This window comes from Bradyrhizobium sp. 153 (genome assembly GCF_023073835.1).
Lineage (GTDB): Bacteria > Pseudomonadota > Alphaproteobacteria > Rhizobiales > Xanthobacteraceae > Bradyrhizobium.
This window is the reverse complement of sequence record NZ_JADPKH010000152.1, coordinates 129,667-155,332: the sequence shown is the minus strand read 5'-3', so window position 1 is coordinate 155,332 and position 25,666 is coordinate 129,667. Positions and strand designations below refer to the sequence as shown.

Below are 25,666 nucleotides of genomic sequence, written 5' to 3'. Positions count from 1 at the left end.
GCGCTGGCTCCCTGAGATGCTGATCGTTTCCTGGATATATTTTAACCTTCAAATTTTTGCAACGAAAGCGCCGATAGACGATCGGGAACGGCCGCACGGCGATCGGCCCGAAAATTGCTTTAAGTATAAAATTATCCCTTCCCATCGCCCGCGAGCCTGTTAGCATCATAGAGCCAAGCAAAAGGATGTCGCGTGTCGCGGCCAGTGCCAATGATAACAAAGGACGGACGCTTCGCCTACGAAGCCGCGGGCGATCCGGTCGCGACACCTTTGATTTTCCTGCATGGCATTGGCGGCGCGGCGAGAGCCTGGCGGCACCAGCTCGCCACATTCGGCAACCGCTTCCACGCGATCGCATGGGACATGCCGGGCTATGGCGGATCGGCGCCGCTCGCCAGCGTCAGCATCGCTGCCCTGGCGGATGCACTCAAGAGATTCATCGAGCAGCTCGGCGCAAGCAGGCCCATTCTGGTCGGCCATTCGATCGGCGGCATGATCGTCCAGAAGTGGCTGGTGCAGTCGCCGAAACTGGCGCGCGCGGTCGTCCTGGCGCAGACCAGCCCGGCCTTCGGCAAGGCTGAGGGCGATTGGCAGAGATCCTTCATCGCAGCGCGGCTCGGGCCGCTCGATCGTGGGGAGACCATGATGTCGCTGGCGCCTTCGTTGGTGAAGGAGCTGGTCGGCGACGATCCCGATCCAAAGGGAATGGAGCTCGCCCGCGAATGCATGGCAAACGTGCCTGAAGCCAGTTATCGCGCCATGATGCTGGCTCTCATCGGTTTCGATCAGCGCAGCACGCTCAGGGATATTTCAGTCCCAACGCTGCTGCTCTCCGGCTCAAAGGACAACAACGCGCCGGCGCCGATGATGGCGAAGACGGCGACCTTTATTCCTGGAGCTGAATATGTCGAGCTCGCCGGCGTGGGCCATCTCGCCAATCTCGAACGCCCCGATACCTTCAACGAAGCGCTCGGCCGATTCCTGAACTCTCTCGCGACCAAAGCCTAAGGTGATTGCGCCATGACCATGCAAGTCGGCAAGAATATCGGCGCAAGCGACAAGGCCGTGCTCGATGCTCCGATCTTCGATCCTGTCGCATACCGCCTCAGTGACGAGCAGGCCGGCATCATCGCGCGCGCCCGCGAGATCGGCCAGAGCGTGTTCGCCGGCCGCGCTGCGACCTACGATCGCGAGGCGACCTTCCCGACCGAGAATTATCGCGATCTGCATCGCATCGGCCTGCTCGGTATTGCCATCCCCAAGAAGCACGGCGGCCTCGGCGCGAACTACCAGACTTATGCCTTGGCGGCGGCCGAGATCGGCCGGTACTGCGGCGCGACCGCGCTGACCTGGAACATGCATGTGTGCTCGACGCTGTGGTCGGGCCCGCTGGCCGACGATCTCGACATGGACGCGGACACCCGCGCCGCGCACGAGCAGCGGCGCGCGGTCCATTACAAGCGCATCGTCGAGGACGGCGCGATCTACTCGCAGCCGTTCTCGGAAGGTGGTGCGGCGGCGGCGGGCGGTGTCGCTTTCGGCACGGAAGCAAGGCCGGTCGAGGGCGGCTGGATCGTCAACGGCAAGAAGATCTTTGCATCGCTCTCCGGTCATGCCGATTATTACGGCGTGCTCTGCACCGAGATCGAGGTAGGCGGGAAGGCATCGCGCCGCAATACGCTTTATCTGGCTATTCCTGCCAAATCGGAAGGCGTCTCGGTCGTTGGTGACTGGGATCCGCTTGGCATGCGTGGCACCGTCTCGCGGACGCTTCTGTTCACGGACGTGTTCGTGCCGGAGGATTCTGCGCTGATGCCGCGCGGCGTCTATTTTCAAGCCGCAATGCGCTGGCCGCACATGTTCCTGACGCTGTCGCCGACCTACATGGGCCTGGCGCAAGCCGCTTATGATTTCACCGTACGTTATCTACGCGGCGCGGTGCCGGGCATGCCGCCGGTCAAACGCCGGATGTACCCGACCAAGCAGATCGCGGTCGCTCAGATGCAGATCAAGCTAGAGCAGATCAAGGCAATCTGGTTCCAGGCCGTGACCGAAGCCCGCGCCAATCCAAGCAAGGAACAGGTGCTGCGCGCCTACGCCGCACAATATTCGGTGATGGAGGGCGCAAATGAGCTCGCCGCGCTCGCAATCCGCACCTGCGGCGGTCAGGCCATGCTGCGGTCGCTGCCGCTGGAGCGGATCTACCGCGACAGCCGCTGCGGTTCGCTGATGCTGCCCTGGACCGCCGAGCTCTGCCTCGACCGGATCGGACGCGAGGCGCTGTACGAGGCCGGCGAGACGGACGACTGACGGTGGACCTCTGTAGCCTGATCGACCGCAACGCGGCGTTCGCGCCAGACAAGACGGCCATTGCCTTCGAAGGGGAACGGCTGAGCTATGCCGCATTCGCCGCGCGCATCGAACGGACCGCAACTGCTTTGAAGCGGGAACTCGGCGTCGGCCACGGCGACCGCGTCGCGATCCTGAGCCTGAACCGGCCTGACTACCTGGTTCTGCTCTACGCTTGTGCGCGGCTCGGGGCGATGCTGGTGCCGCTGAACTGGCGGCTGGCGGTCGCCGAGCAGCTGTTCATTCTGAGCGATGCCGGCGCCAAGATCCTGGTGCTCGAGCAGGCATTTGAGGGAGTGCTTGGCGAACTTGGGCGGACTGCGCCAGGGACATCGGTCGTCTGCCTCGACTTCACGCCGCCTCGCGGCACGACATTCGAAGATCTGCTGGCTCGCAGCCCGGGCAGCGGCCGCAATCCGCACACCGATCTCTCCTGCCCGCTCCTCATCGTCTACACCTCAGGAACGACGGGACGGCCGAAGGGCGCGGTGCTGCGGCAGGAAGCGCTGTTCTGGAACGGCGTCATGAGCCAGCACATGCACAACATGACGTCGGACGACCACGTGCTGACCGTGCTGCCGTTCTTCCACGTCGGCGGCCTCAATATCCAGACGACGCCGGCGCTGCAGTTGGGCGCAACCGTCACGATCCACGCCCGCTTCACGCCGGATACAGCGCTCGCAGCGATCGAACGCGAGCGGCCGACGCTGACCGTGATGGTGCCGGCGATCATCCAGGCCGTGAGCGAGCATCCCGCCTGGACGACGGCCGATCTCTCGTCACTCAAGGCCGTCGCCACGGGCTCGACGATCGTGCCGCCGCACTTGATCGACCGTTTCGTCGCGCGGGGCGTTCCCGTGCTTCAGGTCTACGGCTCGACGGAAACCTGCCCCATCGCCATCTACACCCGCCTCGGCGGTGACCTCTCGAGGGTGGGATCGACCGGACTGGCCGGCCTGTGCTGCGAGGCAAAGGTGGTCGATCAGGCCGGAGCCGAGGTGCCGGCCGGCACACCGGGCGAAATCGCGGTGCGCGGCGCCAACGTGTTCTTCGAATATTGGGGCAATGCGGACGCCACACGTGATGCGCTGCACGACGGCTGGTATCGCACCGGAGATATTGGCCTGTGCGATGCGGACGGCTATTTCTGGGTGCGCGACCGCAAGAAGAACCTGATCATTTCCGGCGGCGAGAATGTCTATCCAGCTGAGGTCGAGCGCGTCCTGCTCGAACATCCCGATGTCAGCGAATGCGCCGTAATCGGCCGGCCGGACCCGCGCTGGGACGAAGTCCCCATCGCTTATGTCATCCGGCGATCCGGCTCGCATCTCGAAGCGGATGAGCTCAGAGCGTACATCCAGGCACAGCTCGCGCGATTCAAAGTTCCACGCGATATCGTCTTCGTCACCGACCTGCCGCGCACTGCGCTCGGCAAGGTGCAGCATTTCTTGCTGAAGCAGCTCGATTCGCAATCGCGCGCGCAGGGAGAAAGATCTTGAAGATTGCGGTTCTGGGTGGGGGAAACGGCTCGTTCGCAGCCGCGGGCGATTTTGCGCTGGCGGGGAACGAGGTCCGGCTCTGGCGCCGCGATGCGGATCAGGTCGCAGCGCATCGCGCCACCGGCTCGCGCATTCTGGTCAAGGATCATAACGGCCGCCACGACGTGGAGCTCGCGCTGGTCACGGCCGACATCGCCGAAGCCGTCAACGGCGTCGAGCTGATCCTCTGCCCCGCGCCTGCCTTCGCACAGCCGGATATTGCCCGTCAGCTCGCCCCGCATCTGCAGGACGGCCAGGTTATTTTTCTGCCGCCGGCGACATTCGGCTCGATGATATTCGCCCAAGCCGCCCGAGATGCCGGTAACCACGCCGAGGTGAGCTTTGCCGAGACTGGGACGTTGCCCTGGCTGACCCGCAAGCATGGACCATTCGAGGTCGCGATCACGATTCGTGCCAAGCGACTGCCCGTCGGCGTGTTCCCGCTCGATCGTGCCGCACATGCGCTCGAAGTCATTGGACGCGCTTTCCCCGGCGTGATCGAACCGTGCGGAGATGCGCTGTCCGGCGCGCTGATGAATGCAGGGCCTATCATCCATCCACCGTTGATCGTGATGAACGCCGGCCCCATCGAACATTTCGAGCGCTGGGACATTCACAAGGAAGGCACCCAAGCCGCGATCCGCCGGGTCACCGACGCGCTCGACGCGGAACGCATCGCGGTGCGCGAGGCGCTCGGTTACGGCACGCCGCATTTCCCGCTGGCTCATCACTATGCGATGGAAGGCGAGATTTGGATGTATGGCCGCGGCTCGCACGACCGGCTGACCGATTCCGGCGACTGGCGCGAACGGATCGTGCTGACCGAGCACCGCTACATGCGAGAGGATCTGCGGCTCGGGCTGTCGTTGCTGGTCTCCGTCGCCGCCTTGGCTAGCGTGGCCACACCGCTGGCCAAAGCGTTCCTCGCGATCGGCGGTGCGATCTGCGGCGAGGATTTTGCGCGAGAGGGCCGAACGCTCGAGACGCTGAGGCTCGGCAATCTCAACAAGGCTGAATTGCAGACGCTGCTTCGCAATGGATTCTGATCGATGACCAATCGCGTCAATATCGCCTGTCTCGGGGCTGGCCGCATGGGACGCGGCATCGCCGTCGCGTTCGCCTATGCGGGGCACAGGGTCACGATGATCGACATCAAGGCGCGCTCCGCGGACGATTTCGCCAAGCTGGAGGCGGACGCGCTCGGCGAAATCAGGAAGACCTTTGCCAGCCTGTCGAAGCTGGGGCTACTGACGGAGATGGACGTCGATCCGCTGATCGCGCGGGTCTCGGTGGTAGCGGCCGGCGACAGCGGCGCAACGCTGTCCGAGGCCGGTATGGTCTTCGAGGGCGTCCCTGAGGTCGTCGAGCTCAAGCGGGAGGTACTGGCGGCCGCCTCGAGGCAAGTCGGCCCGGACACGATCATTGCATCGACGACGTCGACGATCCTCGTCGACGATCTGTCCGGCGCGATCGTGAACCCTCGCCGCTTCCTGAACGTGCATTGGCTCAACCCGGCCTATCTGATCCCCCTGGTCGAAGTTTCGCCTGGCAAGGCCACCGACCCCGCCATCATCAACAAGGTCAAGGTGCTGCTCGAAGGCATCGGCAAGATACCGGTGGTCTGTGCGGCGACGCCCGGATTCATCGTCCCGCGCATCCAGGCGCTGGCGATGAACGAGGCCGCTCGGATGGTTGAGGAGGGTGTCGCCAGCGCGGAGGAAATCGACAAGGCGATCCGCTACGGCTTCGGCTTCCGCTACGCCGTGCTCGGCCTGCTCGAATTCATCGACTGGGGTGGCGGCGACATCCTGTACTATGCGAGCCGCTATCTCGAAGGTGCACTGGGGAGCGATCGCTATCGGGCGCCAGAGGTGATTTCGCGCAACATGAGCGAGGGCCGGATCGGCCTGCGGACGGGCGCGGGCTTCCTCGACTACTCCGGCCTCGATGTCGATGCCTATCGTGTCGAGCGACTCAGGGCCATGGTCGACCTGCTCCGCCACTTTGGCCTGGCGCGACCGCCCGTGCTCGATCGCGGCTAGCCGAAGACGTCCTGGAGCACACCTTCGCGGACGACGGCAACACCGTCGAGCTCGATCGTCGTTCCCATCATTGGCAGGTCGAAATGACCCGCCGTGTAGCGGCCCGCGAATTCATTCGCACCAGTCGAGAACAGGAAATTGCCCGACACAGCGCGAAGCTCGGTACCGTTGGTATCGCGCTGGTCGTACATCGAGAGCGCCTCGTACCGCGCGCCGGGGTTCATGCCAAAACCGACATGCGAGACCGCATAGGCTTCGCGATCACCCCAGGCGGCGAGATAGCTGCGCATCATCGCGGCATCCGTACCTTCGCCTTCCAGCTCGACGACGTAATCGTCCTTCAGCGTCATCTTCACCGGTGACGTCAGATAACGTTTGAAGGTCAGGTTGATGTCGCCGGGCGCCATCACCAGCGTGCCGTTGATGGTCCCACTCTTGGGGAAGCTGACGACGATGCCACCCGGCCAATGCGCGAGTGTGCCGGGTTTGTCGGTCCAGCCCCACACGCCGACCGTGGAGGCTCCGACCATGTCGACGTCAAGCGCCGTTCCGGCCTTTGAAGTGACCCGCATCCGCTTCGTTCCGCGCAGCATCTTCGCCGCGGCACGAACGCGCTTCTCGAGCGCGGGATCCGGCACCATCCGTTCCAGCGCCTCGGGATGCTCGTTCGAAATCACCAGAATGCGCGCGCCAGCCTTGAGAATTTCGGGTGTCTCCACCGCATGCATCAGGCCCTCGATGGTGCAATCCACCACAAAGCCGGCCTGCTGAAGCGCGCTGATCACCGGCCCCAGCTGCTGGATCGCCTCGCTCGCCCCGGTCGAGCGAACCGGAACGACATGACGGTTACGCGGTGTCGGCATTACCACGTGAAACGGCCGTGCTCCCATCCGCAGCAGCGCGAGCTCCGCCAGATGCACGTTCAACGCGCGCGACTGGGTTTCCGAGAGGATCGCCGCGGTATCGCCTGCCCTGACGGCGCATCGGTCAAAGATTTCGCAAAATGCGTCGATCCATTTTGCCTCGATGCGATCAGCCAGCATGGTCCACTCCCGGTCGTCAGGATTTTCTATTTGTCTGTTACGCTTCGGGGAAGCCCCGGAGCAGATACGATCGCACGGCGCCCAGCAGACCGTTCAGGATCAAACCCAGCAGCGAGATCGTGATCAATGGAACGAACATGTCCACGGCCTGGAAAGTTCGAGCCGCCGTCACGAGCGCATGGCCTAGTCCATCCGTTGACGTGATCATCTCGGCCAGAAACACCACGATGCAGGAAATGACAAGGCCGATCCGGCAGCCGGTCAGGATCGACGGCATCGCCGCCGGCAGCACGACCTTGAAGAGGATTTCATAGCGCGGCGTTCCTGCCGCCATTGCCGACCAGATCAGCTTCTGCTCCACGGTCGACGCGCCGTAATAGGTCGAGAGCAGAATGGGAAAGAGTGCGTCCGCGGCCACCAATGTGATCTTGGATCCGTGGCCGAAGCCGAGCAGCAACAGCAATGCCGGATAGAGCGCGACCTTGGGCAAAGGCGCCAATACGCGCACGATTGGTCGAACCACGGCATCGATCGCGGGACTGGCGGCGGCGGCGATGCCGATACTGACACCCAGCACGACGGCAATCGCGAATCCTGCAAACAGCCGGATCAGGGTCGCCGCGATCTCCTGCTGAAACGTCCACGTTACGAGTTGCTGGAGCAGCCGACTGAAGACATATCCCGGCGGCGGCAGCAGAGCCACAGGCGCAAGGCCTGTTGACACGAGGCCTTGCCACACTGCGATCACCAGTACGATTGGCGCGAGCCCGAGAGCAAGATTTGGGGAGAGAAGGCGCGACATCACGAGAAGCTCAGCGGCAGGTCGAATTGAGGCGCGGACCAGCGGACAAGGTGGGCACGAACCCTTTCGAAAATCGCGTCGAGGCAGATTCCCATTGCCCCCACGATGATGATCATCGCAAAGACGGTGTCGTATTGGCCCATGTCGAGTGCGTTGAACAGGATGTTCCCGGCGCCGGACTGACGGGCGATCATCTCGCTGGTGATCATCGTGATCAGCGCCAGCACCAATCCCGTGCGGCAGCCGGTCAGAATTTCCGGCAGAGCGGCGGGCAACACGATCCGCACCAGGCGCTGCGCCGGAGAAAGCCCCATCGCGGCGCCCGACCACAGCATCTTTTCCTCAACCGCTTTGGCGCCCTCAAAACTGTGATAGATCACGGGCAGGCTGACGCCAAGGAAGATCACCAACGTCTTCGTAACGTCGCCAACCCCCAGCCACAGCATGATGATCGGCATCAAGGCCGCCTTCGGCACCGGATAGATCACCATCAGGAGCGGATTGAAGAAGGCCGCGACAGCAACGCTACGTCCCATTAACAGCCCAAGTGGAATCGAAACAAGCACGGCCACGCCAAACCCGATTGCCATGCGGCGGAGCGAGGCCAGGATATTGATCAGCGCTTCCCTGTCGCCAAGGATGTCCGGAATCGCGCGGATTGCTTCGATCGCCGTGGGAAAGCTGTCATTCTTCAGCGCGAGTGACGCGACCTGCCACACCGCCAGCAGTCCGATGCAGGCGAGCACCGGGGCAGCGCGTTTGACTATGGCGGCCGACGACATCATGCGAGCGAGCCGGCTTGGTCGCTTTCATCGAACATGCGCTCGATGTCGACGACGTACTTCTGGTAGCGCGGATCAAGCAACAGCTCGCTGCGGCGGCGCGGCCGCGGCAGATCGATGTCGATGACCTGCCGGATGCGGCCTGGCGATTTCGACATCATCACGACCTTGTCGGAAAGGAAGACGGCTTCGTCGACCGAATGGGTGACGAATAGCACCGTCTTGCGATCACGCTCCCAGATGTTCAAGAGATCGTTCTGCAAGCGGGTCCGGGTATAGGCGTCGAGCGCGCCGAATGGTTCGTCCATCAACAGGACTTCGGGATGGTAGGCGAGCGTTCGCGCCAGCGCGACACGCTGCTTCATTCCGCCTGACAGCTCCTTGGGGTAGAAGTTCTCGTAGCCCTTGAGGCCGACCATCTCGATCAAGGTCCGGCTCTGCGCTTCGGCGTCGGTGGCGCGCACGCCTTGCTGGCGGGGGCCGTACATCACATTTCCGAGCACGGTCTTCCAGGGAAACAGCGCAAATTCCTGGAACACCGGTCCGCGATCCGGACCCGGCCCTGTGATCGCCTTTCCCTTCATCTTCGCCGCGCCGCTGGTCGGACTGACGAAGCCTCCGACTATGTAGAGCAGGGTCGACTTGCCACAACCGGATGGGCCGAGGATGGAAACAAAAGCGCGTTCCTCGATCGTCAGCGAGATGTCCGACAGCGCCACATGAGCTCTGCGCGCCGAGGTCTGAAAGACCTGCGACACGTGGTCGATCTCGATGATCGCAGGAGCCGGCTCTTGTCGCGTCACCGGTTTCACCCATTTGCTTGATCTTGAAGGCACTACCTTCATCGCGTCTCTCGCCTCGCTCGCGCGCGAATATCGCGCGACACGCCCCGCTGAATGTCCATCAGCGGCAAGACCTTAGCAAGAAACTTGCCAGACTGACGGTCGTGTTCGCACGGGTGCAGTTCGTCATTCGAACCAAGGCCATTCCGCCGGGCCCTCGTGCGTAACGGCTCCGCCCGGCGCCTGCCCGACAAGTCGCGCATACTTTGCGAGCGCGCCGGCGCGATGGCGCGGTGACCGCGGCTTCCAATGGCACCGACGTGCCGCAAGTTCCTGCTCATCAACCAGCAAATCCATCCGTCGGTTTGTGGCATCAATCCGGATCCTGTCGCCGTCACGCACAAGCGCCAAGGGACCGCCAACAAAGGCTTCGGGAGACACGTAGCCGATACACATGCCGCGGGTCGCGCCAGAAAACCGTCCGTCGGTGATCAGGGCCACCTTCTCGCCCATGCCCTGCCCGTAGATCAGCGCGGTGACGCCGAGCATCTCGCGCATGCCGGGGCCGCCGACCGGCCCTTCATTGCGGATCACCAGCACATCGCCTGCCTTGTAGCTGCGGTCGCGAACCGCCGCGACGCAAGCCTCCTCGTCTTCAAAAACGCGTGCGACGCCCTCGAAGAACTGGCTCTTCAATCCCGCAACCTTGATCACCGCGCCGTCGGGGCAAAGATTGCCTTTCAGCACCGACACGCCGCCATCGGGCATGATCGGCGCGCGGGCCGCGTAAACGACCTCACCATCGGGCGCATTAGCCGCACCATATTCTTCGGCAAGCGTGCGGCCTGTGATGGTGATGCAGCTGCCATCGATATGCCCGCTCTGGATCAGTTCGCGGACCACCACGGCGGCGCCGCCGATGTCGTAGACGTCCTTCGCAGTGTATTTGCCTCCGGGCCGCAGATTCCCGATCAATGGTGTCCTGGCAAAGACCTCGCCGACGTCATCGATCGTGAACGCGATGCCCGCCTCGTTCGCGATCGCCGGAAGATGCAGAGCGGCATTGGTCGAACCGCCCGTCGCTGCGACGATCGCCGCACCATTCTCCAGGGACTTCCGCGTCACGATGTCGCGCGGCAGCGGACCGCCGCGGTCCAGCATCTCCATGATTAGGCGCCCGGCCCGGCGCGAGATTTGCGCTCGCTCAGCGTAGACACCGGGGATCATCGAGACGTTGGGGATGGTGAGGCCCAGCGCCTCCGACACCATACCCATGGTATTCGCAGTGAACTGGCCCGCGCACGCACCGATGGTCGGCAGGCAGGCGCGCTCGATCCGCTCGAGCGTCGCGTCATCGATCTCGCCGGTCATAAAGCTGCCGACGGCCTCATAGGAGTCGAGCACCGTCAGGGTCCGCCCGTCCGCGCGGCCCGGCAGCGAGCTGCCGCCGTAGATGAAAATGGACGGCACGTTGCAGCGAACCATGCCCATCATCACGCCGGGAAGCGTCTTGTCGCATCCACCGTATCCGATCAGGGCGTCGTAAGCCAGACCATGGACGACCGCTTCGATCGAGTCCGCGATCAACTCGCGCGAAAACAGGGAGAACTTCATCCCCTCATGATTCATGCTGATGCCGTCGGAAACCGACACGGTGGAGAACTCCCGCGGTGTGCCACCGGCCTCCTCGATTCCGGTCTTGGCCGCGGCGACCTGAAAGTCATGGGTCATGTTGCAGGGCGTCTGCTCGCCCTTCATGCTGACGACGCCGACCATCGGCTTGGCGATCGCGGCATCGTCGAGACCCATTGCGCGCATGAATGCACGGTGTGGAGCTCGGTCGAGACCGTCTGTGGTGACCCGTGATCGCAGCTTCTTCATACGTGGATCTTCTTCATGCTGCGTTCCGGATGATCCGGGACGCCACGACCCCTGGCCTGGATAATTCGCCTGCTCGCTTATTGCAGCGGAGCGACGATCGTCGGATGCTTGAACTGTGCGACATCCAGCTTCGGCAGCATTCCCGTCTCTGCATAGATGTCCAGCATCTTCTGGATCGCGGGGAAATTCGGTGCCGCACCCGGATCGCGACCGAAATCGTTGTCCTTGAGCAGGTAAGTCTCAAGCACCGGAATAGGCGCCTTCAGAACTTCATTGACCACCTTGAGGGTCTCTTCGCGGTTTGCCAACGCTTTCTTCATGCCCGACGTGATGTCGCGGACATAGGTCTTGACCAGTTCGGGGTTCTTATCGACGAAATCGGCACGGCAGGCTTCCAGGATATGCACGATGTTTGGCATGGCCTGCGACAACGAGAACAATTTCCTTGTGCCGCCCTTCGCCTCCGCACGCGCGGCAAAGGGCTGGTTCATGTTGACCGCATCGACACGGCCCTGCCGGAGCGCGTCTTCAGAGACGGCAAAGCCAACCTCGACCAGCTTGATGTCCTTGGCAGGATCGACACCATTCTGCTTCAGGAGCAGGTTGAATGGCCCCTGCGTGCCGCCGCCGATCACAGAAATTCCGACCGTCTTGCCCTTGAGATCGGCAATGGTCTTGATCGGCGAGTCATCCATGACAGCCCAATAGACCGAAAAGCCGCCGGGCTTCTCGAAGACGTGCTGTGCCACGATGTAGGCTTTGAGGTTGCCTCCGACCACGCCATTGGAGAGCGAGAGTGGCGCCTGCGTCGCGCAATCCAGCGCCCCGGCTGCGAGTGCCTGCGTCATTGGGGCGGTGCCCTGAAATTGAGTCCATTCGATGTTGTAGGTCTTGCCGATGTTGGGAAACTCGGCCGGGCGCCGCATCATCCAATACTTGGATTCTTCGGCAGGGATGGTCCAGCCGACGCGGATTGTCTGCTGCGCCTGCGACGGGGCTGCGTCCGCGATCAGGGCCGCAACCGCGCTCATTGCCAGGATCCACCTCGAAACGGTTCGCATCATCCCACTCCGCTGCTCCGGCGCCGACGGGCGCCACCGAACCCGACCTGTCCAAATGTTTCATGGTTCAAACAATCAGGCAAGCCATGCATGCCGACCGGTGTCACCGAACGATACGCCATGTAAGGTAAGTCGGCGGTCGCACGGCGTTGCGCTGCGGCAGAGGAGGCAACCTATGGCTGATGCGAGCAGAACAAACCCGCAAGATGTCGAGAGGCTCGGTTATATCGGCCTTGGGCTCATGGGGGCACCCATGACCAGGCGCCTGCTCAAGGCTGGCCATCAGGTCACCATCTGGAACCGTTCGCAGGACAAGACGACTCCGCTGGTCGAGGCCGGCGCAGTTCGCGCAGCCACGCCCCGCGACGTGATGGCGAAATCGGACATCGTTTTCATGTGCGTGACAGACGCCGCCGCCGTTCAAGAGGTGATCTTCGGGCGCGAAGGTCTTTCATCGGCGCCCGGCGCCGGCAAGCTCGTGGTCGACTTCTCGTCGATCCATCCTGACGCCGCACGCGATCTTGCAGCGCGTCTGAAAGACGCGAACGATACCGGTTGGATCGATGCGCCTGTGTCCGGGGGTACGAAGGGCGCTGAGGAGGGCACCCTTGCGATCATGGCTGGCGGAGAAGCGCGCGACATCGAGAGGGTGCGGCCCTATGTGCTCGCCATGGCGCGCAGGTTCACCCACATGGGCTCGATCGGCGCCGGCCAGACCACGAAGCTGTGCAATCAGGTGATCGTCGGATGCGCGATGGCCGTGCTCGCGGAGGCAACGCGCCTTGCCGTGAACGCCGGAATTGACGCCAACCGATTGCCCGAAGCGCTCGCCGGCGGCTTTGCGGATTCCATCCCACTCCAGCTCTTCGTGCCGCGAATGGTTCAGGGCATTCACACCCCACCGCTCGGTCACATCGCAACGATGCTCAAGGACCTCGATACGGTCGCGGACGTCGCACAGGCGACGTCGACGCCGGTGCCGATGGCTCGCTTGCAGGGCAACTTTTCAGGTTGGCGAAGGCGGCGCGCGGCGCGCAAGCGGATGCGCTTGAGATCTACAAGCTTTCAGGGCAGAGCCTTGCATCGTTGAACGCGACCTAAGTACGCTACGGCGCTTTCTTGCGCTCATCGTCGGACCGGAACCGACCAAATGTCCCACGCGCGAAGAGCAGCGGCTCTTTCGCGTTGTAAGTATAGGCCTCGACCGCGCCGAGAAAGATCACATGGTCGCCGCCATAGTAACGATTCACCGAGCGGCATTGAAAATTGGCAACGCTCTCAGCGAGCACGGGCGCATTGCCGAGGCCCGGCGACCAAACCACGCCAGTGAACTTGTCGTCCGACGACTTGGCGAATTTGTTCGCGAGCGCCTGTTGCGAAGCGCCAAGCACGTTGACCGTAAAATGACTGGCGTTTTGGAATACGGTCAGACTCGAGGAATAAACGACAAGGCTCCACAGAACCAGCGGCGGATTCAGCGAGACCGAGGCGAACGAATTGCAGGTCAGGCCATAGGGCTTCCCATCAGCGGCCGCGGCCGTGATGATCGTCACACCCGTCGCGTAGGTGCCGAGCGCGTTGCGAAAATCGCGGGGGTCGATTGGCGAGTTGTCGCTCGCGAATTCGTTTGCTGGATCGGAAGCGGCCGGCTTCTTCGGCAGATCATTCATCGGCCGGCCTCACAGCGTGAGATTCTCGGACGGCAGGCCCAGCGCCACGCGTCCGTAATTGGTCCCGGCCGCGTCAAAGTTGAACGCCAGATGCGAGTTGATCGCGTGCGCATCGCGGAACTGCCGCTGCAGCACGCCCGTCGTGAACAGGCCGCGCGCTCCGCTCGCGGCAAACAGCATGGAGACCGCCTCGGTGCACAGATTCACCGAAAAGGCTCCATCGCGCCGATATCTGGTCTTGGTCGCCATATCTGGAATACGACCGCACCGAGCGTCCTCCATCGCATTAAGGCAGGCCGAGCGCATGATCAGGCGTCCAGCGTCGATCTTGGCCGAGGCCTCAGCGATCTTGATTTGCGTGCTTTGAAAGTCGCTCAGCTTGGCGCGGTTGTAAGTCGAAATGCGATGACGCGCGACCTCGGCGTAATCGTCGAGGCAGGCCTGCGCGTTTCCAAGCGCAACACCGGACAGGACGTAAGGAAAAAGCGAGAAGACAGGGAGCGCATACAGCGGATTCGGATTGACCTTGCTGCCCGGCGTTGGGCCTCCGGCGAGTTCGCCGACGGCGACCGTCATATGGTCAGCCACGAAGGCGTCCTTGACCTCCACGTCGCATGATCCCGTCCCGCGTAATCCCGCGACATTCCAGGTATCGAGGACTTTGTAGTCGCCTTTGGGCAGCAAGAAGATTCGATACGCGATGCCGTCGGCCTCGTCATCGGAGTAAACGACGCTTGCAAGCATATTCCATTCGCAGGAGGCAACGCCGGAGGAGAACGGCCAGCTACCATGCAGCCGATATCCACCCGCGACCCTGGTGGCGCGGCCGGCCGGAAAAATGAAGGAGGACGCAATCAACACGTCCGGATCGCGGTCCCAGACCAGATCCTGAGCCTTCTGCTCGAACATGCCGAGCATCCAATGATGACTCGCCAGGTTGGCGAGGTTCCAAGCCACGGAGGCATCCGCCGATCCGAGCAGTTCGGCGCAGTCGACCAGGGCGACGTAATCAAGCTCGGCGCCGCCAATCCGCCTCGGCTGCAGCATCCGGAACAGACCGGCATCGTGGAGATCCCTTTCAGTCTCCGGCGGAAGACGCCGCAGCTCCTCTGTCCGCGCCGCCCGCTCTCGCAACCGAGGTAGGAGCGCCCGGGCCTTCGCGATCATTGCCGCATAGGCGCGCTCACCGGCTTCCAGCCCGGCGGGCTCGCTCATGCTCGGCTCTCGACCAGGCGCCATGCCGTATCCCTCCTCACATATTTATGCGGCTGGGCCTTCACCAAATCAAGGGAGGGCTAGCAGGTGCGGTCGCGGGGCACCTCGGCCGGACAATGAAGCAGGATCGCTTGCGCGAGCATTGCAAGGCGGTGATCCGCGGCATCGCCATACTTGCTCCGCGGCGATCAACTGCCTAGCTCAATCGGTCGAAGGCTTGACTGATCCAAAGGCGCCCTTTTCGGCGAACTCCGCGATGCGACGTTCGTCGTAGCCGAGCGTATCGTGCAAGACTTGTCTCGTATGCTCGCCCAGCAGCGGAGCAGCCACGGGATCAATGGCCGCAGTCAGGCTCATCGTGATCGGGGGCTCGATGTTGGGGACCCATTCTGCTGTACGATGCGGAATCCGGCTCAAGCGGTGGCGCTCGCGCGCCTCCGGCGCATTGAACCCCTCCTCAACCGTTCGAAGATAGCCGACCGGGATATTTGCCAGCTTCATCTTTGCCATCCAGTTCTCGAGGGTATCGCTTGCAAAGACCTCCGCAATAGCTGCCCGCAGGAGCTCCTTGTTCTCGGAGCGGGCCTTCCGCGTTGCAAATCGCGGATCGGTGATCAGATCGGGCCGGTTGAGCACCTCGACCACGAGCCGGCGATAGAGCCGGTCGTTGGCACAAGCCATGTAGAGCGGCCCATCGGAGGCCTCGTAGACGCCGACGGTGGGAGAGCCGCTCGGCGAATTGCCAAACCGGCCAGGATTCTCGCCGTTGATCAGATAGGCCATGCCGTAGAAACCCGTCATCCCCATCGCGACATCGAACAGCGCCACCTCGACATGCTGCCCGCGGCCGAGCCGGTCCCGCGCCAGTAATGCCAGCAGGATTGCGTTGCAGGCAGACATTCCCGTTGCCATATCCACGATCGGCGGGCCGGTACGAACCGCCGGGCCGTCGGCAAACCCGTTGAGCGACATGAAGCCGCTCTCCGCCTGCGTGATGGGATCGAAGCCCGGGCGCGAAGCGAACGGTCCGGTGCGTCCGTAGGCGGAGATCGAGCAATAGACCAGCCGCGGATTGAGCGAAGCGACAGCTTCGTAATCGAGGCCGAACCTCTTCATGACCCCACTGGAAAAATTCTCGACGACGACGTCCGCTTTGCGGATCAGGTCGAGCGCGATTTCGCGGGCCTCTGGCACGGCAAGATCGAGCACGATGCCACGCTTGTTGCGGTTCAGGCTAAGATAGGCGGCACTCTCTCCGCCGATTTCGGCGTGTTCGTAGGCACGTGTATCGTCGCCGCCGTCGGGATTCTCGATCTTGATGACTTGCGCGCCGAAATCAGCAAGCGTCTGTGTGCAGGCCGGGCCGGCAACGACACGCGTAAAATCGACAATCAGCAGACCATTGAGCGCAGTTGGCCCTTCCGTCGTCCGCGACGAACGTTCCGGCAATTGAGGCTTGGTAGGCATTGATGGCGCTCCTTTACATCGGCTTATGGCCGCCGAATTTCCTGCAAGACCGCACTTAAAGCCCGACGCTACCGAATTCGCAAGTGTTTCACCCGGCTCGCCTGAAACGCAAAAGGGCCCGGCAGCCATCCAGCTGCCGGGCCTCTTGACACTCTGCGCATTTGGGCTGCGCCACATCTCGTCAGCGAGGTTGGTAGTCGCGTTCCGCATCACGGGAAGCTCAGCGCCACCACTCAGCGCAGCCACTTTCGCCAGCAAAGCGTATGAGACCAGGCCCAGCGCACCTCGGGCTGACAGAGGCCGACAGCCCGTCTGGATGAAGTATTGGCGGACACGGGATTGTCCATCGTATCCCAAACGACGCTGTCCCAGCCGATACCGCGCCCCCTTGCCTCGATGGCTGCCATCAACCTGATTTGGAGCCCGCGCCTCAATGCCGCCGCAAGATCCCGAACCTTGAGAAATAGCCGCAATGTCGCACGGGTGTGGACGATACAACATCGGCAAAAGGCGACTGCGGCATCGCCAGATAGACCAGGCACCAGGTTCCAAGTCGAACCGGGGCATCGCCGCGGCGTCGAAAAACGTCTGCTGATGCAGATCGGCGAAGCTGCCGGCAACGTCATCATCAGACGCTTCGGCCACACAAATTCTGTACATGGCATACCCATCGGGGAGAAGTGACCTTGATCCGTCGTGCGGCGATGTCGCCGCAGTGGAAGCCTCACTTGCTCAGCACGACCTTGACGCCGACCCAGATGGCCCCCATCAGACCGGTGGCGATCACCGTGATTACGACCTTGAATGCATAGCTCTGCGCCTGCTCCACGCTCTTCCGCCATCGCCGCAGATGCTGGAAGTCCGCCCTGAGCTCTTTCCGATCGTCATCCTCAATTCCAAAAGAGGCCAGCACCGACGCCATTGCTTTCAATACGATCGCATCGATGCTCTCCTGCCGCAGTCTGTGTTGCGCGGCCAGCGTCTCGGCAACGATGGCCTTGATTTCGTCGTCCGGCATCTTCACCGCCTGATGATCCTTGCAACGTTCTCGAAGCCGCGCTTGGCGAAGTAGAATGTGGCGACGAGATTGGCTGTGACAGCCGCAAATCCTGCGAGAGCGTCCGTAGAGTCAAGACCAAGCACTTTTACCCAACGTTCAAACGAACTTGCGGGTCTGGCAAAAGTTAGCCGATCAGGAGAATCGGCCATGACACCCAAGGCGACGTCCGAAGAGAGATCGCGAAACCTGCCGGCAGCCAAGCCGCGCAGCGACAACAAGCCGCGGAGCGCTGATAGGCTGCGCATCGACAAGGCGCGAGAGACGCAACAAGTGATCATTGAAGACGCCAGCGAGACCGAGGACAGGGACCCCGACCTCGTGCGCGGCGATGGCGGCACCATCGACCTTCCCACTAAACCCGGCGATTTGTCGAAGGACGATTAGGCGGAACCTACCTGACGCGAGGCGCGTTTACTCTCGTTGGAAGGAACGTTCGTCGATGAGTCACACTGTCCTGGTTGTTGACGACGACCCCGCCGTCCTCGAGGTGATCGTCGGCATGCTGGAAGATCTCGGCTGCCAGGTGGTCAGCGCCCAAAACGGTCGGGATGCGCTCGATCAGATCAAGGAGAACCAGGACATCTCCGTCCTGATCACGGACATCAATATGCCGGGCATGGATGGTCATGAACTGGCCGAGCTGGCCAAGCGAATCCGCCCCGAGTTGAAGATGCTTCAACTATCTGGTCGCGAACCCCGGCGCGGCGGCCTGCCGATGATCAGGAAACCGTTCTCGTTCGAGGAACTCGCTGACGTCATCCAGCGAACCACCGGCATTTGCTGACGTCACGCCCAAAAGAAAGGCCCGCAGCGGAATGCTCCGTGCGGGCTGAACCAAACTCTTTGGACGATGCCATTCTGCCAGTGTTTTGCCCGACGTGTCAAACACCGTCGCACGCAAGAGGAAGCCCTTCCTCCCAGCTAGATATGTGGTGGGCAAGGGGCTTGCTTCAAGTCCCTGCTCCTGCCGTAGAACCCGTGGCCCGGCCAACACATCGAGGGGTCACGACATGCCTGTATTGCTTCCGACGTCCCGTTCGCGCCACGAGGCTCGTCGCGCCGGCGCGGGCAGCGCAGCGACGACCGATCATGCCGTGGTGATCGCCGGCTGTGGCCCGACCGGCCTGATGCTGGCTGCGGAGCTCGCTCTCGCCAATGTCGACGTCGCAGTGGTCGAGCGGCGTGCGAACCAGGAGCTGGCCGAGACGCGCGCCGGCGGATTGCACGCCCGCACCATCGAGATCCTCGATCAGCGCGGCGTCGCCGACCGCTTTCTGCGCGAGGGCCAGATCACCCAGCTCGCCGGCTTCGCCTGGACGCGGCTCGACATCAGCGACCTCCCGACCCGGCACGCTTACGGCCTCGCGCTGCGGCAGAGCCACATCGAACGCATCCTGGCCGGCTGGGTCGAAGAGCTCGCAGTGCCGGTCTATCGCCACGCCGAGGTGACGGGATTTGCGCAGGATGAGACCGGCATCGACGTCGCACTGTCGGGCGGAAAGAAGCTGCGCGCAAATTATCTCGTCGGCTGCGATGGCGGCCGCAGCATCGTGCGCAAGACTGCAGGCATCGACTTCGCCGGCTTCGATCCGACGCTCAGCAATCTCATGGCCGAGGTCGAAATGCGCGAGGCGCCAGCCCTTGGCCTGCGTCACGACGCGCTCGGCTTTCACGGCCTCAGCGAGACCGAGAGCGGCCGCGTGCTGGTCGTCGTGACGGAAGCAACGCTCGAGCGCACCGGCGAGCCCACCTTGCGCGACCTCAGCAAGGCCCTCGTCGCGGTCTACGGCACCGATTTCGGCCTCCACAGCCCCGCCTGGATCTCCCGTTTCACCGATGCGGCACGGCAGGCGGTATCCTATCGCAGCGGACGCGTGCTGCTCGCCGGCGATGCCGCGCATATCCATCACTCCGTCGGCGGGCAAGGCCTCAACCTAGGTGTGCAGGACGCCGTCAATCTCAGCTGGAAGCTGGCGCAGGTGGTCAGGGGCATCTCGCCCGACAGGCTGCTCGACACCTACCATTCCGAACGTCACCCCGTTGCCGCACGCGTCTTGCGCAACACCATGGCGCAGATCGCGCTGCTCCGCCGCGGCGATGACGGCCTCAAGGCCGCGCGCGACGTCGTCTCCGAGGTGCTCGCCATGGACCAGCCGCGCCAGCGCGTTGGCGCAATGATGAGCGGGCTCGACATCCGCTACGATCTCGGCGATGGCCACGCGCTGCTCGGGCACCGCATGCCGGATCCCGGTCTGTCGGTCGAAGGCCAGAAGCTCAAACTGTTCACGCTGCTGCACAGCGCGCGCGGAGTGCTGCTCAATTTTGGCAAGCCCGACGGCATCGACGTTACGGCCTGGGCGGATCGCGTCAGTTACATTGTCGCCGATTACGATGGCCCATGGGAGCTTCCGGCTATCGGATGGGTCGCCCCGCCGAGCGCAGTGCTGGTGCGACCCGACGGCCATGTGGCCTGGGTGGGAGACGAGAGTCAACGCGGACTGGCGGATGCGCTGACAACCTGGTTCGGACCGGCTGCTGCGTAGCGCACGAACGTCACAGCCGCGACACCCCGCGGGCTGATCCGAACTCTTTCGATGATGCCATTCTGCCAGTGTTTACCAGTCCAGAACTCGATCTCGCGCCCGACGAAAGCGGACAATCTCACCGTGATTGTGCCAATCTTCCCATCCGACTGGAAGGGAAGAATGTCGACCCACAGGGTGAAGGGCTGGTCACGAACGGCCGAACGATCGGCTGGACATGTCCAGCCAGAGACTAGAAGGCCGCGCGACTTTGCTAGCCGACACCACGCGGCAGCATTCCGGCTTGCGGCGATCAACGCGCCCATGACCGCGGTGGTTATGCGCGGCAACGAGCAGTCGCTCGTTCTTTCCCAGCATGGAGACGATCAGGTGACCTCGATGCCGCATCGCTACCACCTTACTCCCCGGCCAAGTCGTGGTAGCGTGCGCCCACCGGCCCGAGCCGCCATCGAATGACCGCGATAAGCTCTTTGCCGCAGCGAATGAGCGGCGAATTTGCCAGAGACTGTTGCGGATCGTCACCCGGCTATGTTGCCAAATTCGGATGTCGCGAGCGCAGGATCTTGGCAACGGCGAACATTTCGGGCGTTGCCGGACGTCCAACAAGACCAAAGCGAGAAGCGAATTACTCATCGACCAACCCCGCAGAAAATTTAGGACGAGATTCGCTCCTTCCCCAAAGGTTGAAACTTCAGTCTAGAACAAACAACAATGTCCACAGACCTTCCTTGGCGCGTGTCGCTGAGCAAGAAGATCGGTGTGCGAATTAATTCGAGCATGAGAAAGTCGTTGAGCTAAGTCGCGCCCCTCTTCCACCCCTCAGCTCCTCACTCCCGCACCCGACCCATCGCCTCCGGCAGTGACGCCAACAGCAACACGACGCAGACGCACAGCAGCACGATGTCCTTGAACAGAAACTCGCCGGTGAGATTCCAGGCCATCGGATCGGTCGAGAGGCTCCATGTCACCACGCCCGGCGTGGTGAAGAAGAACGAGAAGGTGACGGCGAAGGTGACGACGCCCATGAAGGCGCCGAGCGCCGACATCAGCGGATTGAACGCGCCGGCGATCAGCAGCGCGCCGATCGCGAATTCGGTGACACCCAGCACATAGGCTTCGCCGCGCAGGCCAAACAGCGAAAGCCAGGAGATGAACGGGCTGTTGCTGATGAACTGCGCGATGCCTTGCGCCGATTGCGGCGTGAATTTCTGCATGCCGAACGAGACGAAGATGATCACCATGACCCAGCGCAGGATCGCGAGAAGGCGATAGGATCCGTTGCCGGCTTCGGCGACGTTGAATTCTGCTTTCATTGGACGTGGTCTTCCCCTGGCTGCTCCCCGCTTGTTGCGGGCTGCCGGTGATACGCAGGCGGCGCCCGGTCCGTTACGCCGTCCCGGTCACGACGGGTTCACGAGCTCGTGGGCGCCGGGTCGGCCGAGGCCGGCTCTGTACAAAATTGGACACAGCCTCGCTGCACTCAGTTGAGTAAGTGGCTCAACTTGCTCTCGAAAATAGTTCTTCGCTTCATATCAAAAGATACTGACTCTGCGCCGCCGTGGGCGTACGGTTCATACATCACCGCAAGGCCCGTGGCATGAGATCGGTGATGAGAACGCCGGATTGCGCTCCCGTCCTATCTCGAACAAGGGAGATGCGCCATGCAGACGCGTCGTCGCTTCAAGCAGACTAAGACACTCACCGAACGGCTCGCAGACGATGCCGCACGCCTGCGCGAGGAAGCGCGCACGCTGACCCCGGGGCGCCGTCGCGAGATGCTGCTGCGCCGGGCGCGGCAGGACGAGACCGCCATGCAAATCGATGCCTGGCTGCATTCGCCCGGCCTGAGGGCGCCCACATGACAAATCAATATCGCGCCTATCTGGTCGGCGAGAACGGCGTGTTCCGCTCCGCCGAGGCGTTCGAGGCGGCCTCCGACGCCTCCGCCCTCACCTTCGCGCGGCAGTTCACGCGCCACGGCAAGGTCGAGGTCTGGCAGCTCGGCCGCAAGATCGCCGTGCTGGAGCCCGAGCAATCGCCGGCGCACCAGCTCACGCGTCAATGATCGCGCCCGCGCGGCCGCGTCTCGTAACTCTCGATGGCGAAGGAGAACGTCACCTGCATCACGGGACCGTTGCCATCGCGAACCTCGATCGCCATCGTCTGCCTGCTGCCGCTTAGCGACGCCGAGAGGATGGCGTCGCGTGCCATGTCGCCCAGCGACTTGGCCGCCTCCGCCTGAACGGCGCGAGGACTGGACAGTTCCAGCCCCTCCTCGTCAAGCGCGGTACCGTTCTCGTCGCGCAGGTCGAAATAATATCGGGGCATTTCGGCATCCTTTGCCCTAATAGGCGCGAAGGCGGCAAAGGTTTCTATGGGGGGCGAAAAAGTTGCCTTGGCATCACCGGATTGTTCCGGCGGCGAGGCCCGTCACCCCGCCGACGTCCGCACGCTCCTCCGTCAGCTTACGCGCGATATATAGGCGTCCACTGTCTCCGCGAACGAGCGCTGCACCCCGATCGCGGCCCCGTGCGCCGCGCTGGAGCTCGCACAGGCCGCGTCCGCGGGCGCCGGCCGGCGTGATGGCCAGATACTGATCGATCGCATTTTCGGCCAGTGGGATCGCCTGGGATCTCCCCTCGCAATCAAGAGACGCAGGAAGCTCGGCCAAACCGGGCATGGGACGCGCCTCATCCGCGGGAGGATTTCGGCCTCGGCGTCCTGATGGGCTGGGTGTGGGTGCCGAACAGCGCCAGCAGCAACGCGACTTCTTCCTTCGAACCGACCTGGATCATGATTGTCTCCTTTTCGCAGGGTTGGTCGGAGGCGACGGCTGTGGAGTTCAGGACAATCGGGTTTCAGCATTGTTTCAGGCGCGTTTCGTCGGGGGCGCCGCCTGGCCACGCGACTTGTGTGCACAATTGAACACCGCAATGCGCGAAGCCGCCGGGCGCCGTCTGCACCCGGCATCGACTAATGCGGCAAGCTCCTGTTCACCCTTCCGACAGATAGGTGAACGGCCACCCGCCACGACTTTCACGTCGCATTCATTGTCCCTGTCCTAAACCGCCGGCCGACGAAACGGCACGTAGGTAGGACGATGTCCTTTGACCCGATGGCCGCTGCGGTCGACTGGCTTGATGCCTACCGCGCCGGCGATATCGAGACCATCCTGGGAATGTATGCCGATGACGCGGTGATTCACTGCGGCTGCGGCGGCATGAAGACGTGCTCCGGCAAGGATGGCCGACGCGCCTATTGGCGCGATCGTCTCCGGGACTATCCCGCCACAAGCCTGAACGACCTCAAGCCGTCGGGAGATACGACGGTCATTTCATATATCGCGAGCGGCGGCGTCGTCAGCGCAAGCCTGAGCTTCAACGCGCAGGGGCAGATCGCCTCGCACGTTTGCGGTCCTTCGAATTAAGGCCGTACTCATCTGTGGACGCCCCGCGAGATGCAAGCGATTTTTGAAGAAGATCGGCACGTAGTCGGATGCTGCCATCTGTCCGGCCTCTGATGGTGCAGCGATGAAGCTGCGGGCCCGTATGGGAGTTCGCAGACCGGGACCAAATCATGCGTGCTCTGCGCACGATGAGTACGCCTGGTTCTTCCGGCCTCGTCTCGCCGACTGTTGCGCCATACTCTCCTTCGACCGACTACACCTCCGACGACCTCAGGTCCGCCAGGATCACGCCTTGGCTGCGACCGGAGCCCTGTAATTCTCCTGCTTGATAAGTAGCGCCCAGACGATCCGCGCCATCTTGTTGGCGAGCGCGACCGTTACCAGCATGCGTGGTTTGCGAGCCAGCATCTGTTCGAGCCACGAACCCCTTGGCGCACCGCGTTTGCTCGCCTGTTGCACAACCGCGCTGCTGCCGATGATGAGGAGGCGCCTAAGCGTGCGTTCGCCCATCTTGGATGTCGCACCGAGCTTCTGCTTGCCGCCTGTCGATCTTTGAAGAGGCGTGAGTCCGAGCCATGCCGCGAAGTCACGGCCTTTGGAAAAGGTCTCGGCCGCCGGTGCTAGAGCGGCGATCGCGGTGGCGGAGATTGGGCCAATGCCAGGAATGGTCATTAGCCTGCGCGATACCTCGTCTTCGCGAGCGCGCCGAGCGATCTCCCGGTCGAAATATGCGATCTTGCCATTCAACTCGGCGAGCAGGTCTAGCATCACTCATAACATGGGGCGGGCCGCTTCGGGAAGTGAACTGGCCATAGCTTCTTCTTCGATGTGGTCGGTAAGTTTCGCCACATGTGATGGCCCCTTGGGCGCGACCCAACCATACTCCGGGAGGTGTCCTCGAATCGCGTTGATGAGCTGGGTTCGTTGCCGCACTAACAGGTCACGGGTTCGAAATACCAAGCCCGCAGCCTGTTGCTCCTCGCTCTTTACGGCAACGAACCGCATGCTCGGCCGCTGCGCGGCTTCGCAGATCGCCTCAGCATCAATCGCGTCGTTCTTTTGTCGCTTCACAAATGGCTTTACATACGCGGGAGGGATCAGCCGAACGCTATGGCCAAGCTGCGCGAGCTGCCGAGCCCAGTGATGAGCTCCTCCACATGCCTCTAAGGCTACTGTGCAAATCGGCTGAGCCGCGAAGAAATCCAGCAACTTTCCCCGGCTGATCCGTTTGCTGAATAAAGTCCGTCCTTTCCCGTCCGCGCCATGAACGTGGAAAACATGCTTGGCGATATCCAGACCGATTATGCTAACCTCTGCCACGGACGCCTCCCTTAAGTGGTGCTAAACACCTCCACTTTGGCACATCGATGCCGTCGGCGGGGCGTCCACCCCATCATGAAAGTACCGTCGGCTCCTGAGTAAGTGAGCGCCGTCGCCATGCGATCCTTCGCCTCCGTCAGCCCTCGCGCCATTCCGATGATCTCGCCGATGCGCTCTGCAAGCGCTAAATAGAGGGGCCGCGCCGATGTAGCGCGGCCCCACGTCAACGCTGCGGAGTTTCTAAATCCCGTTTGGCGTACAGGCCATTAGCAACTTGGCCGTCTCAAGAAGATTTGTTCCGTTCACGCGTGAAGCTTTTGGGAGCACGAAGACCACATCTTCGTCAGTTTCCATCGTGTATCCACTATCGTGCTCGTCTTCCGTGATTATTACGGCCCGCATTAAACCGTATCCCGGTGCCGCTGCATTGATTGCCGCTGTGGCTTGTGCGACGGCATCTGCCGTGGCCATTCCTTTGTTCGGTCCGGCAGTGGTACGGTCCAGTATCTTGTCGAGGCTTGGATCGCCTTGCCATGCATTGACGATCACTTGCGCAATGCCGGGAACAGCACTTGCCGGCATCGCAAATTCCGGGACCGTCATCTCTCCGCCACCCTTCTTCTTTTTGATGCCGCCTGGTGCCGTTGGTGCCATTGTTAGGCCCTCCCTGATGAAAGCTGCCACGGCACCTGACCGCCTGGCCAG

At 62.6% G+C, this 25,666-nt stretch carries 25 protein-coding genes and 1 pseudogene; 12 read left to right on the top strand and 14 right to left on the bottom strand.

The features are described 5' to 3' along the window. Positions 1–210: 210 nt before the first annotated feature. From IVA91_RS34550 to IVA91_RS34530, 5 genes are read left to right on the top strand one after another with little or no spacing between them, the layout of a single operon-like run. A complete protein-coding gene (locus tag IVA91_RS34550; protein WP_247354507.1) occupies positions 211–1,008 on the top strand; it encodes an alpha/beta fold hydrolase in 798 nt (265 codons plus the stop codon). 12 nt (positions 1,009–1,020) lie between these two features. Continuing rightward, on the top strand, positions 1,021–2,310 hold the full coding sequence (locus tag IVA91_RS34545) for an acyl-CoA dehydrogenase family protein (RefSeq protein ID WP_247354508.1): 1,290 nt from the start codon (positions 1,021–1,023) through the stop codon (positions 2,308–2,310). 2 nt (positions 2,311–2,312) lie between these two features. Then, on the top strand, positions 2,313–3,848 hold the full coding sequence (locus IVA91_RS34540; RefSeq protein WP_247460582.1) for a long-chain-fatty-acid--CoA ligase: 1,536 nt from the start codon (positions 2,313–2,315) through the stop codon (positions 3,846–3,848). Beyond that, the gene (locus IVA91_RS34535; protein ID WP_247460581.1) at positions 3,845–4,933 is read left to right on the top strand and encodes an NAD/NADP-dependent octopine/nopaline dehydrogenase family protein; all 1,089 of its coding nucleotides are present in this window, start codon (positions 3,845–3,847) and stop codon (positions 4,931–4,933) included. The genes IVA91_RS34540 and IVA91_RS34535 overlap by 4 nt, the downstream gene beginning before the upstream one ends. Positions 4,934–4,936: 3 nt before the next feature. Further along, positions 4,937–5,929: a 3-hydroxybutyryl-CoA dehydrogenase gene (locus IVA91_RS34530; protein ID WP_247460580.1), complete on the top strand. Its 993-nt coding sequence runs from the start codon at positions 4,937–4,939 to the stop codon at positions 5,927–5,929. On the opposite strand, the gene IVA91_RS34525 is transcribed toward IVA91_RS34530, so the two are convergent. The 6 genes from IVA91_RS34525 to IVA91_RS34500 all read right to left on the bottom strand — a co-directional run bounded on the left by IVA91_RS34525 (position 5,926) and on the right by IVA91_RS34500 (position 12,280). Beyond that, positions 5,926–6,972: a peptidase M29 gene (locus tag IVA91_RS34525; protein WP_247303441.1), complete on the bottom strand. Its 1,047-nt coding sequence runs from the start codon at positions 6,970–6,972 to the stop codon at positions 5,926–5,928. The two genes, IVA91_RS34530 and IVA91_RS34525, sit on opposite strands and share 4 nt — an antisense overlap. A 37-nt stretch (positions 6,973–7,009) precedes the next feature. Next, entirely contained in the window at positions 7,010–7,777 is a 768-nt protein-coding gene (locus IVA91_RS34520) for an ABC transporter permease subunit (protein ID WP_247332757.1), read from the bottom strand. Then, the gene (locus tag IVA91_RS34515) at positions 7,774–8,559 is read right to left on the bottom strand and encodes an ABC transporter permease (protein ID WP_247354513.1); all 786 of its coding nucleotides are present in this window, start codon (positions 8,557–8,559) and stop codon (positions 7,774–7,776) included. The genes IVA91_RS34520 and IVA91_RS34515 overlap by 4 nt, the downstream gene beginning before the upstream one ends. Next, positions 8,556–9,401 carry an ABC transporter ATP-binding protein gene (locus tag IVA91_RS34510; protein ID WP_247460579.1) on the bottom strand — a complete coding sequence of 282 codons (846 nt, stop codon included), beginning with the start codon at positions 9,399–9,401 and terminating at the stop codon, positions 8,556–8,558. The genes IVA91_RS34515 and IVA91_RS34510 overlap by 4 nt, the downstream gene beginning before the upstream one ends. 123 nt (positions 9,402–9,524) lie before the next feature. Beyond that, positions 9,525–11,219 carry a dihydroxy-acid dehydratase gene (ilvD, locus tag IVA91_RS34505; protein WP_247460578.1) on the bottom strand — a complete coding sequence of 565 codons (1,695 nt, stop codon included), beginning with the start codon at positions 11,217–11,219 and terminating at the stop codon, positions 9,525–9,527. A gap of 77 nt (positions 11,220–11,296) precedes the next feature. Next, on the bottom strand, positions 11,297–12,280 hold the full coding sequence (locus IVA91_RS34500) for an ABC transporter substrate-binding protein (protein WP_247332800.1): 984 nt from the start codon (positions 12,278–12,280) through the stop codon (positions 11,297–11,299). Between IVA91_RS34500 and IVA91_RS34495 the strand changes: the two genes are divergently transcribed. Beyond that, entirely contained in the window at positions 12,174–13,370 is a 1,197-nt protein-coding gene (locus tag IVA91_RS34495) for an NAD(P)-dependent oxidoreductase (RefSeq protein WP_346015553.1), read from the top strand. The two genes, IVA91_RS34500 and IVA91_RS34495, sit on opposite strands and share 107 nt — an antisense overlap. Positions 13,371–13,386: 16 nt before the next feature. Here the strand turns inward: IVA91_RS34495 and IVA91_RS34490 are convergent, their stop codons facing one another. The 4 genes from IVA91_RS34490 to IVA91_RS34470 all read right to left on the bottom strand — a co-directional run bounded on the left by IVA91_RS34490 (position 13,387) and on the right by IVA91_RS34470 (position 17,656). After that, positions 13,387–13,950 carry a flavin reductase family protein gene (locus IVA91_RS34490; RefSeq protein ID WP_247332752.1) on the bottom strand — a complete coding sequence of 188 codons (564 nt, stop codon included), beginning with the start codon at positions 13,948–13,950 and terminating at the stop codon, positions 13,387–13,389. 9 nt (positions 13,951–13,959) lie between these two features. Further along, positions 13,960–15,189, bottom strand: coding sequence for an acyl-CoA dehydrogenase family protein (locus IVA91_RS34485; RefSeq protein WP_346015552.1), 1,230 nt, complete (start codon positions 15,187–15,189; stop codon positions 13,960–13,962). A 177-nt stretch (positions 15,190–15,366) separates the two neighbouring features. After that, complete coding sequence (locus tag IVA91_RS34480; RefSeq protein WP_247460577.1) at positions 15,367–16,632, bottom strand: CoA transferase; 1,266 nt, start codon at positions 16,630–16,632, stop codon at positions 15,367–15,369. Positions 16,633–17,356: 724 nt separating this feature from the next. Further along, on the bottom strand, positions 17,357–17,656 hold the full coding sequence (locus IVA91_RS34470) for a hypothetical protein (RefSeq protein WP_247422153.1): 300 nt from the start codon (positions 17,654–17,656) through the stop codon (positions 17,357–17,359). Between the two features lie 183 nt (positions 17,657–17,839). Between IVA91_RS34470 and IVA91_RS34465 the strand changes: the two genes are divergently transcribed. From IVA91_RS34465 to IVA91_RS34455, 3 genes are all read left to right on the top strand, one after another. Further along, the gene (locus tag IVA91_RS34465; protein ID WP_247422155.1) at positions 17,840–18,076 is read left to right on the top strand and encodes a hypothetical protein; all 237 of its coding nucleotides are present in this window, start codon (positions 17,840–17,842) and stop codon (positions 18,074–18,076) included. Positions 18,077–18,131: 55 nt separating this feature from the next. Next, complete coding sequence (locus tag IVA91_RS34460) at positions 18,132–18,476, top strand: response regulator (protein WP_256465509.1); 345 nt, start codon at positions 18,132–18,134, stop codon at positions 18,474–18,476. A 226-nt stretch (positions 18,477–18,702) separates the two neighbouring features. Further along, entirely contained in the window at positions 18,703–20,235 is a 1,533-nt protein-coding gene (locus IVA91_RS34455) for an FAD-dependent monooxygenase (RefSeq protein ID WP_247460576.1), read from the top strand. 827 nt (positions 20,236–21,062) lie between these two features. Here the strand turns inward: IVA91_RS34455 and IVA91_RS34450 are convergent. Further along, complete coding sequence (locus IVA91_RS34450) at positions 21,063–21,548, bottom strand: DUF417 family protein (RefSeq protein ID WP_247280585.1); 486 nt, start codon at positions 21,546–21,548, stop codon at positions 21,063–21,065. A 348-nt stretch (positions 21,549–21,896) separates the two neighbouring features. Here IVA91_RS34450 and IVA91_RS34445 point away from each other — a divergent pair, with 348 nt between their 5' ends. Together IVA91_RS34445 and IVA91_RS34440 are read left to right on the top strand one after the other, a co-directional pair. Beyond that, the gene (locus tag IVA91_RS34445; protein WP_247280584.1) at positions 21,897–22,097 is read left to right on the top strand and encodes a hypothetical protein; all 201 of its coding nucleotides are present in this window, start codon (positions 21,897–21,899) and stop codon (positions 22,095–22,097) included. Then, positions 22,094–22,300 carry a hypothetical protein gene (locus IVA91_RS34440; protein ID WP_247280583.1) on the top strand — a complete coding sequence of 69 codons (207 nt, stop codon included), beginning with the start codon at positions 22,094–22,096 and terminating at the stop codon, positions 22,298–22,300. The genes IVA91_RS34445 and IVA91_RS34440 overlap by 4 nt, the downstream gene beginning before the upstream one ends. Here IVA91_RS34440 and IVA91_RS34435 read toward each other — a convergent pair. After that, positions 22,294–22,563, bottom strand: coding sequence for a hypothetical protein (locus IVA91_RS34435; protein WP_247280582.1), 270 nt, complete (start codon positions 22,561–22,563; stop codon positions 22,294–22,296). The two genes, IVA91_RS34440 and IVA91_RS34435, sit on opposite strands and share 7 nt — an antisense overlap. 772 nt (positions 22,564–23,335) lie before the next feature. On the opposite strand from IVA91_RS34435, the gene IVA91_RS34430 reads away from it, so the two are divergent. Continuing rightward, positions 23,336–23,662: a nuclear transport factor 2 family protein gene (locus IVA91_RS34430; RefSeq protein ID WP_247301792.1), complete on the top strand. Its 327-nt coding sequence runs from the start codon at positions 23,336–23,338 to the stop codon at positions 23,660–23,662. Between the two features lie 264 nt (positions 23,663–23,926). Here IVA91_RS34430 and IVA91_RS34425 read toward each other — a convergent pair. Beyond that, positions 23,927–24,961: pseudogene (locus IVA91_RS34425) on the bottom strand (IS110 family transposase). Between the two features lie 240 nt (positions 24,962–25,201). Beyond that, on the bottom strand, positions 25,202–25,615 hold the full coding sequence (locus tag IVA91_RS34420) for a hypothetical protein (RefSeq protein WP_247280579.1): 414 nt from the start codon (positions 25,613–25,615) through the stop codon (positions 25,202–25,204). Positions 25,616–25,666 lie beyond the last annotated feature (51 nt).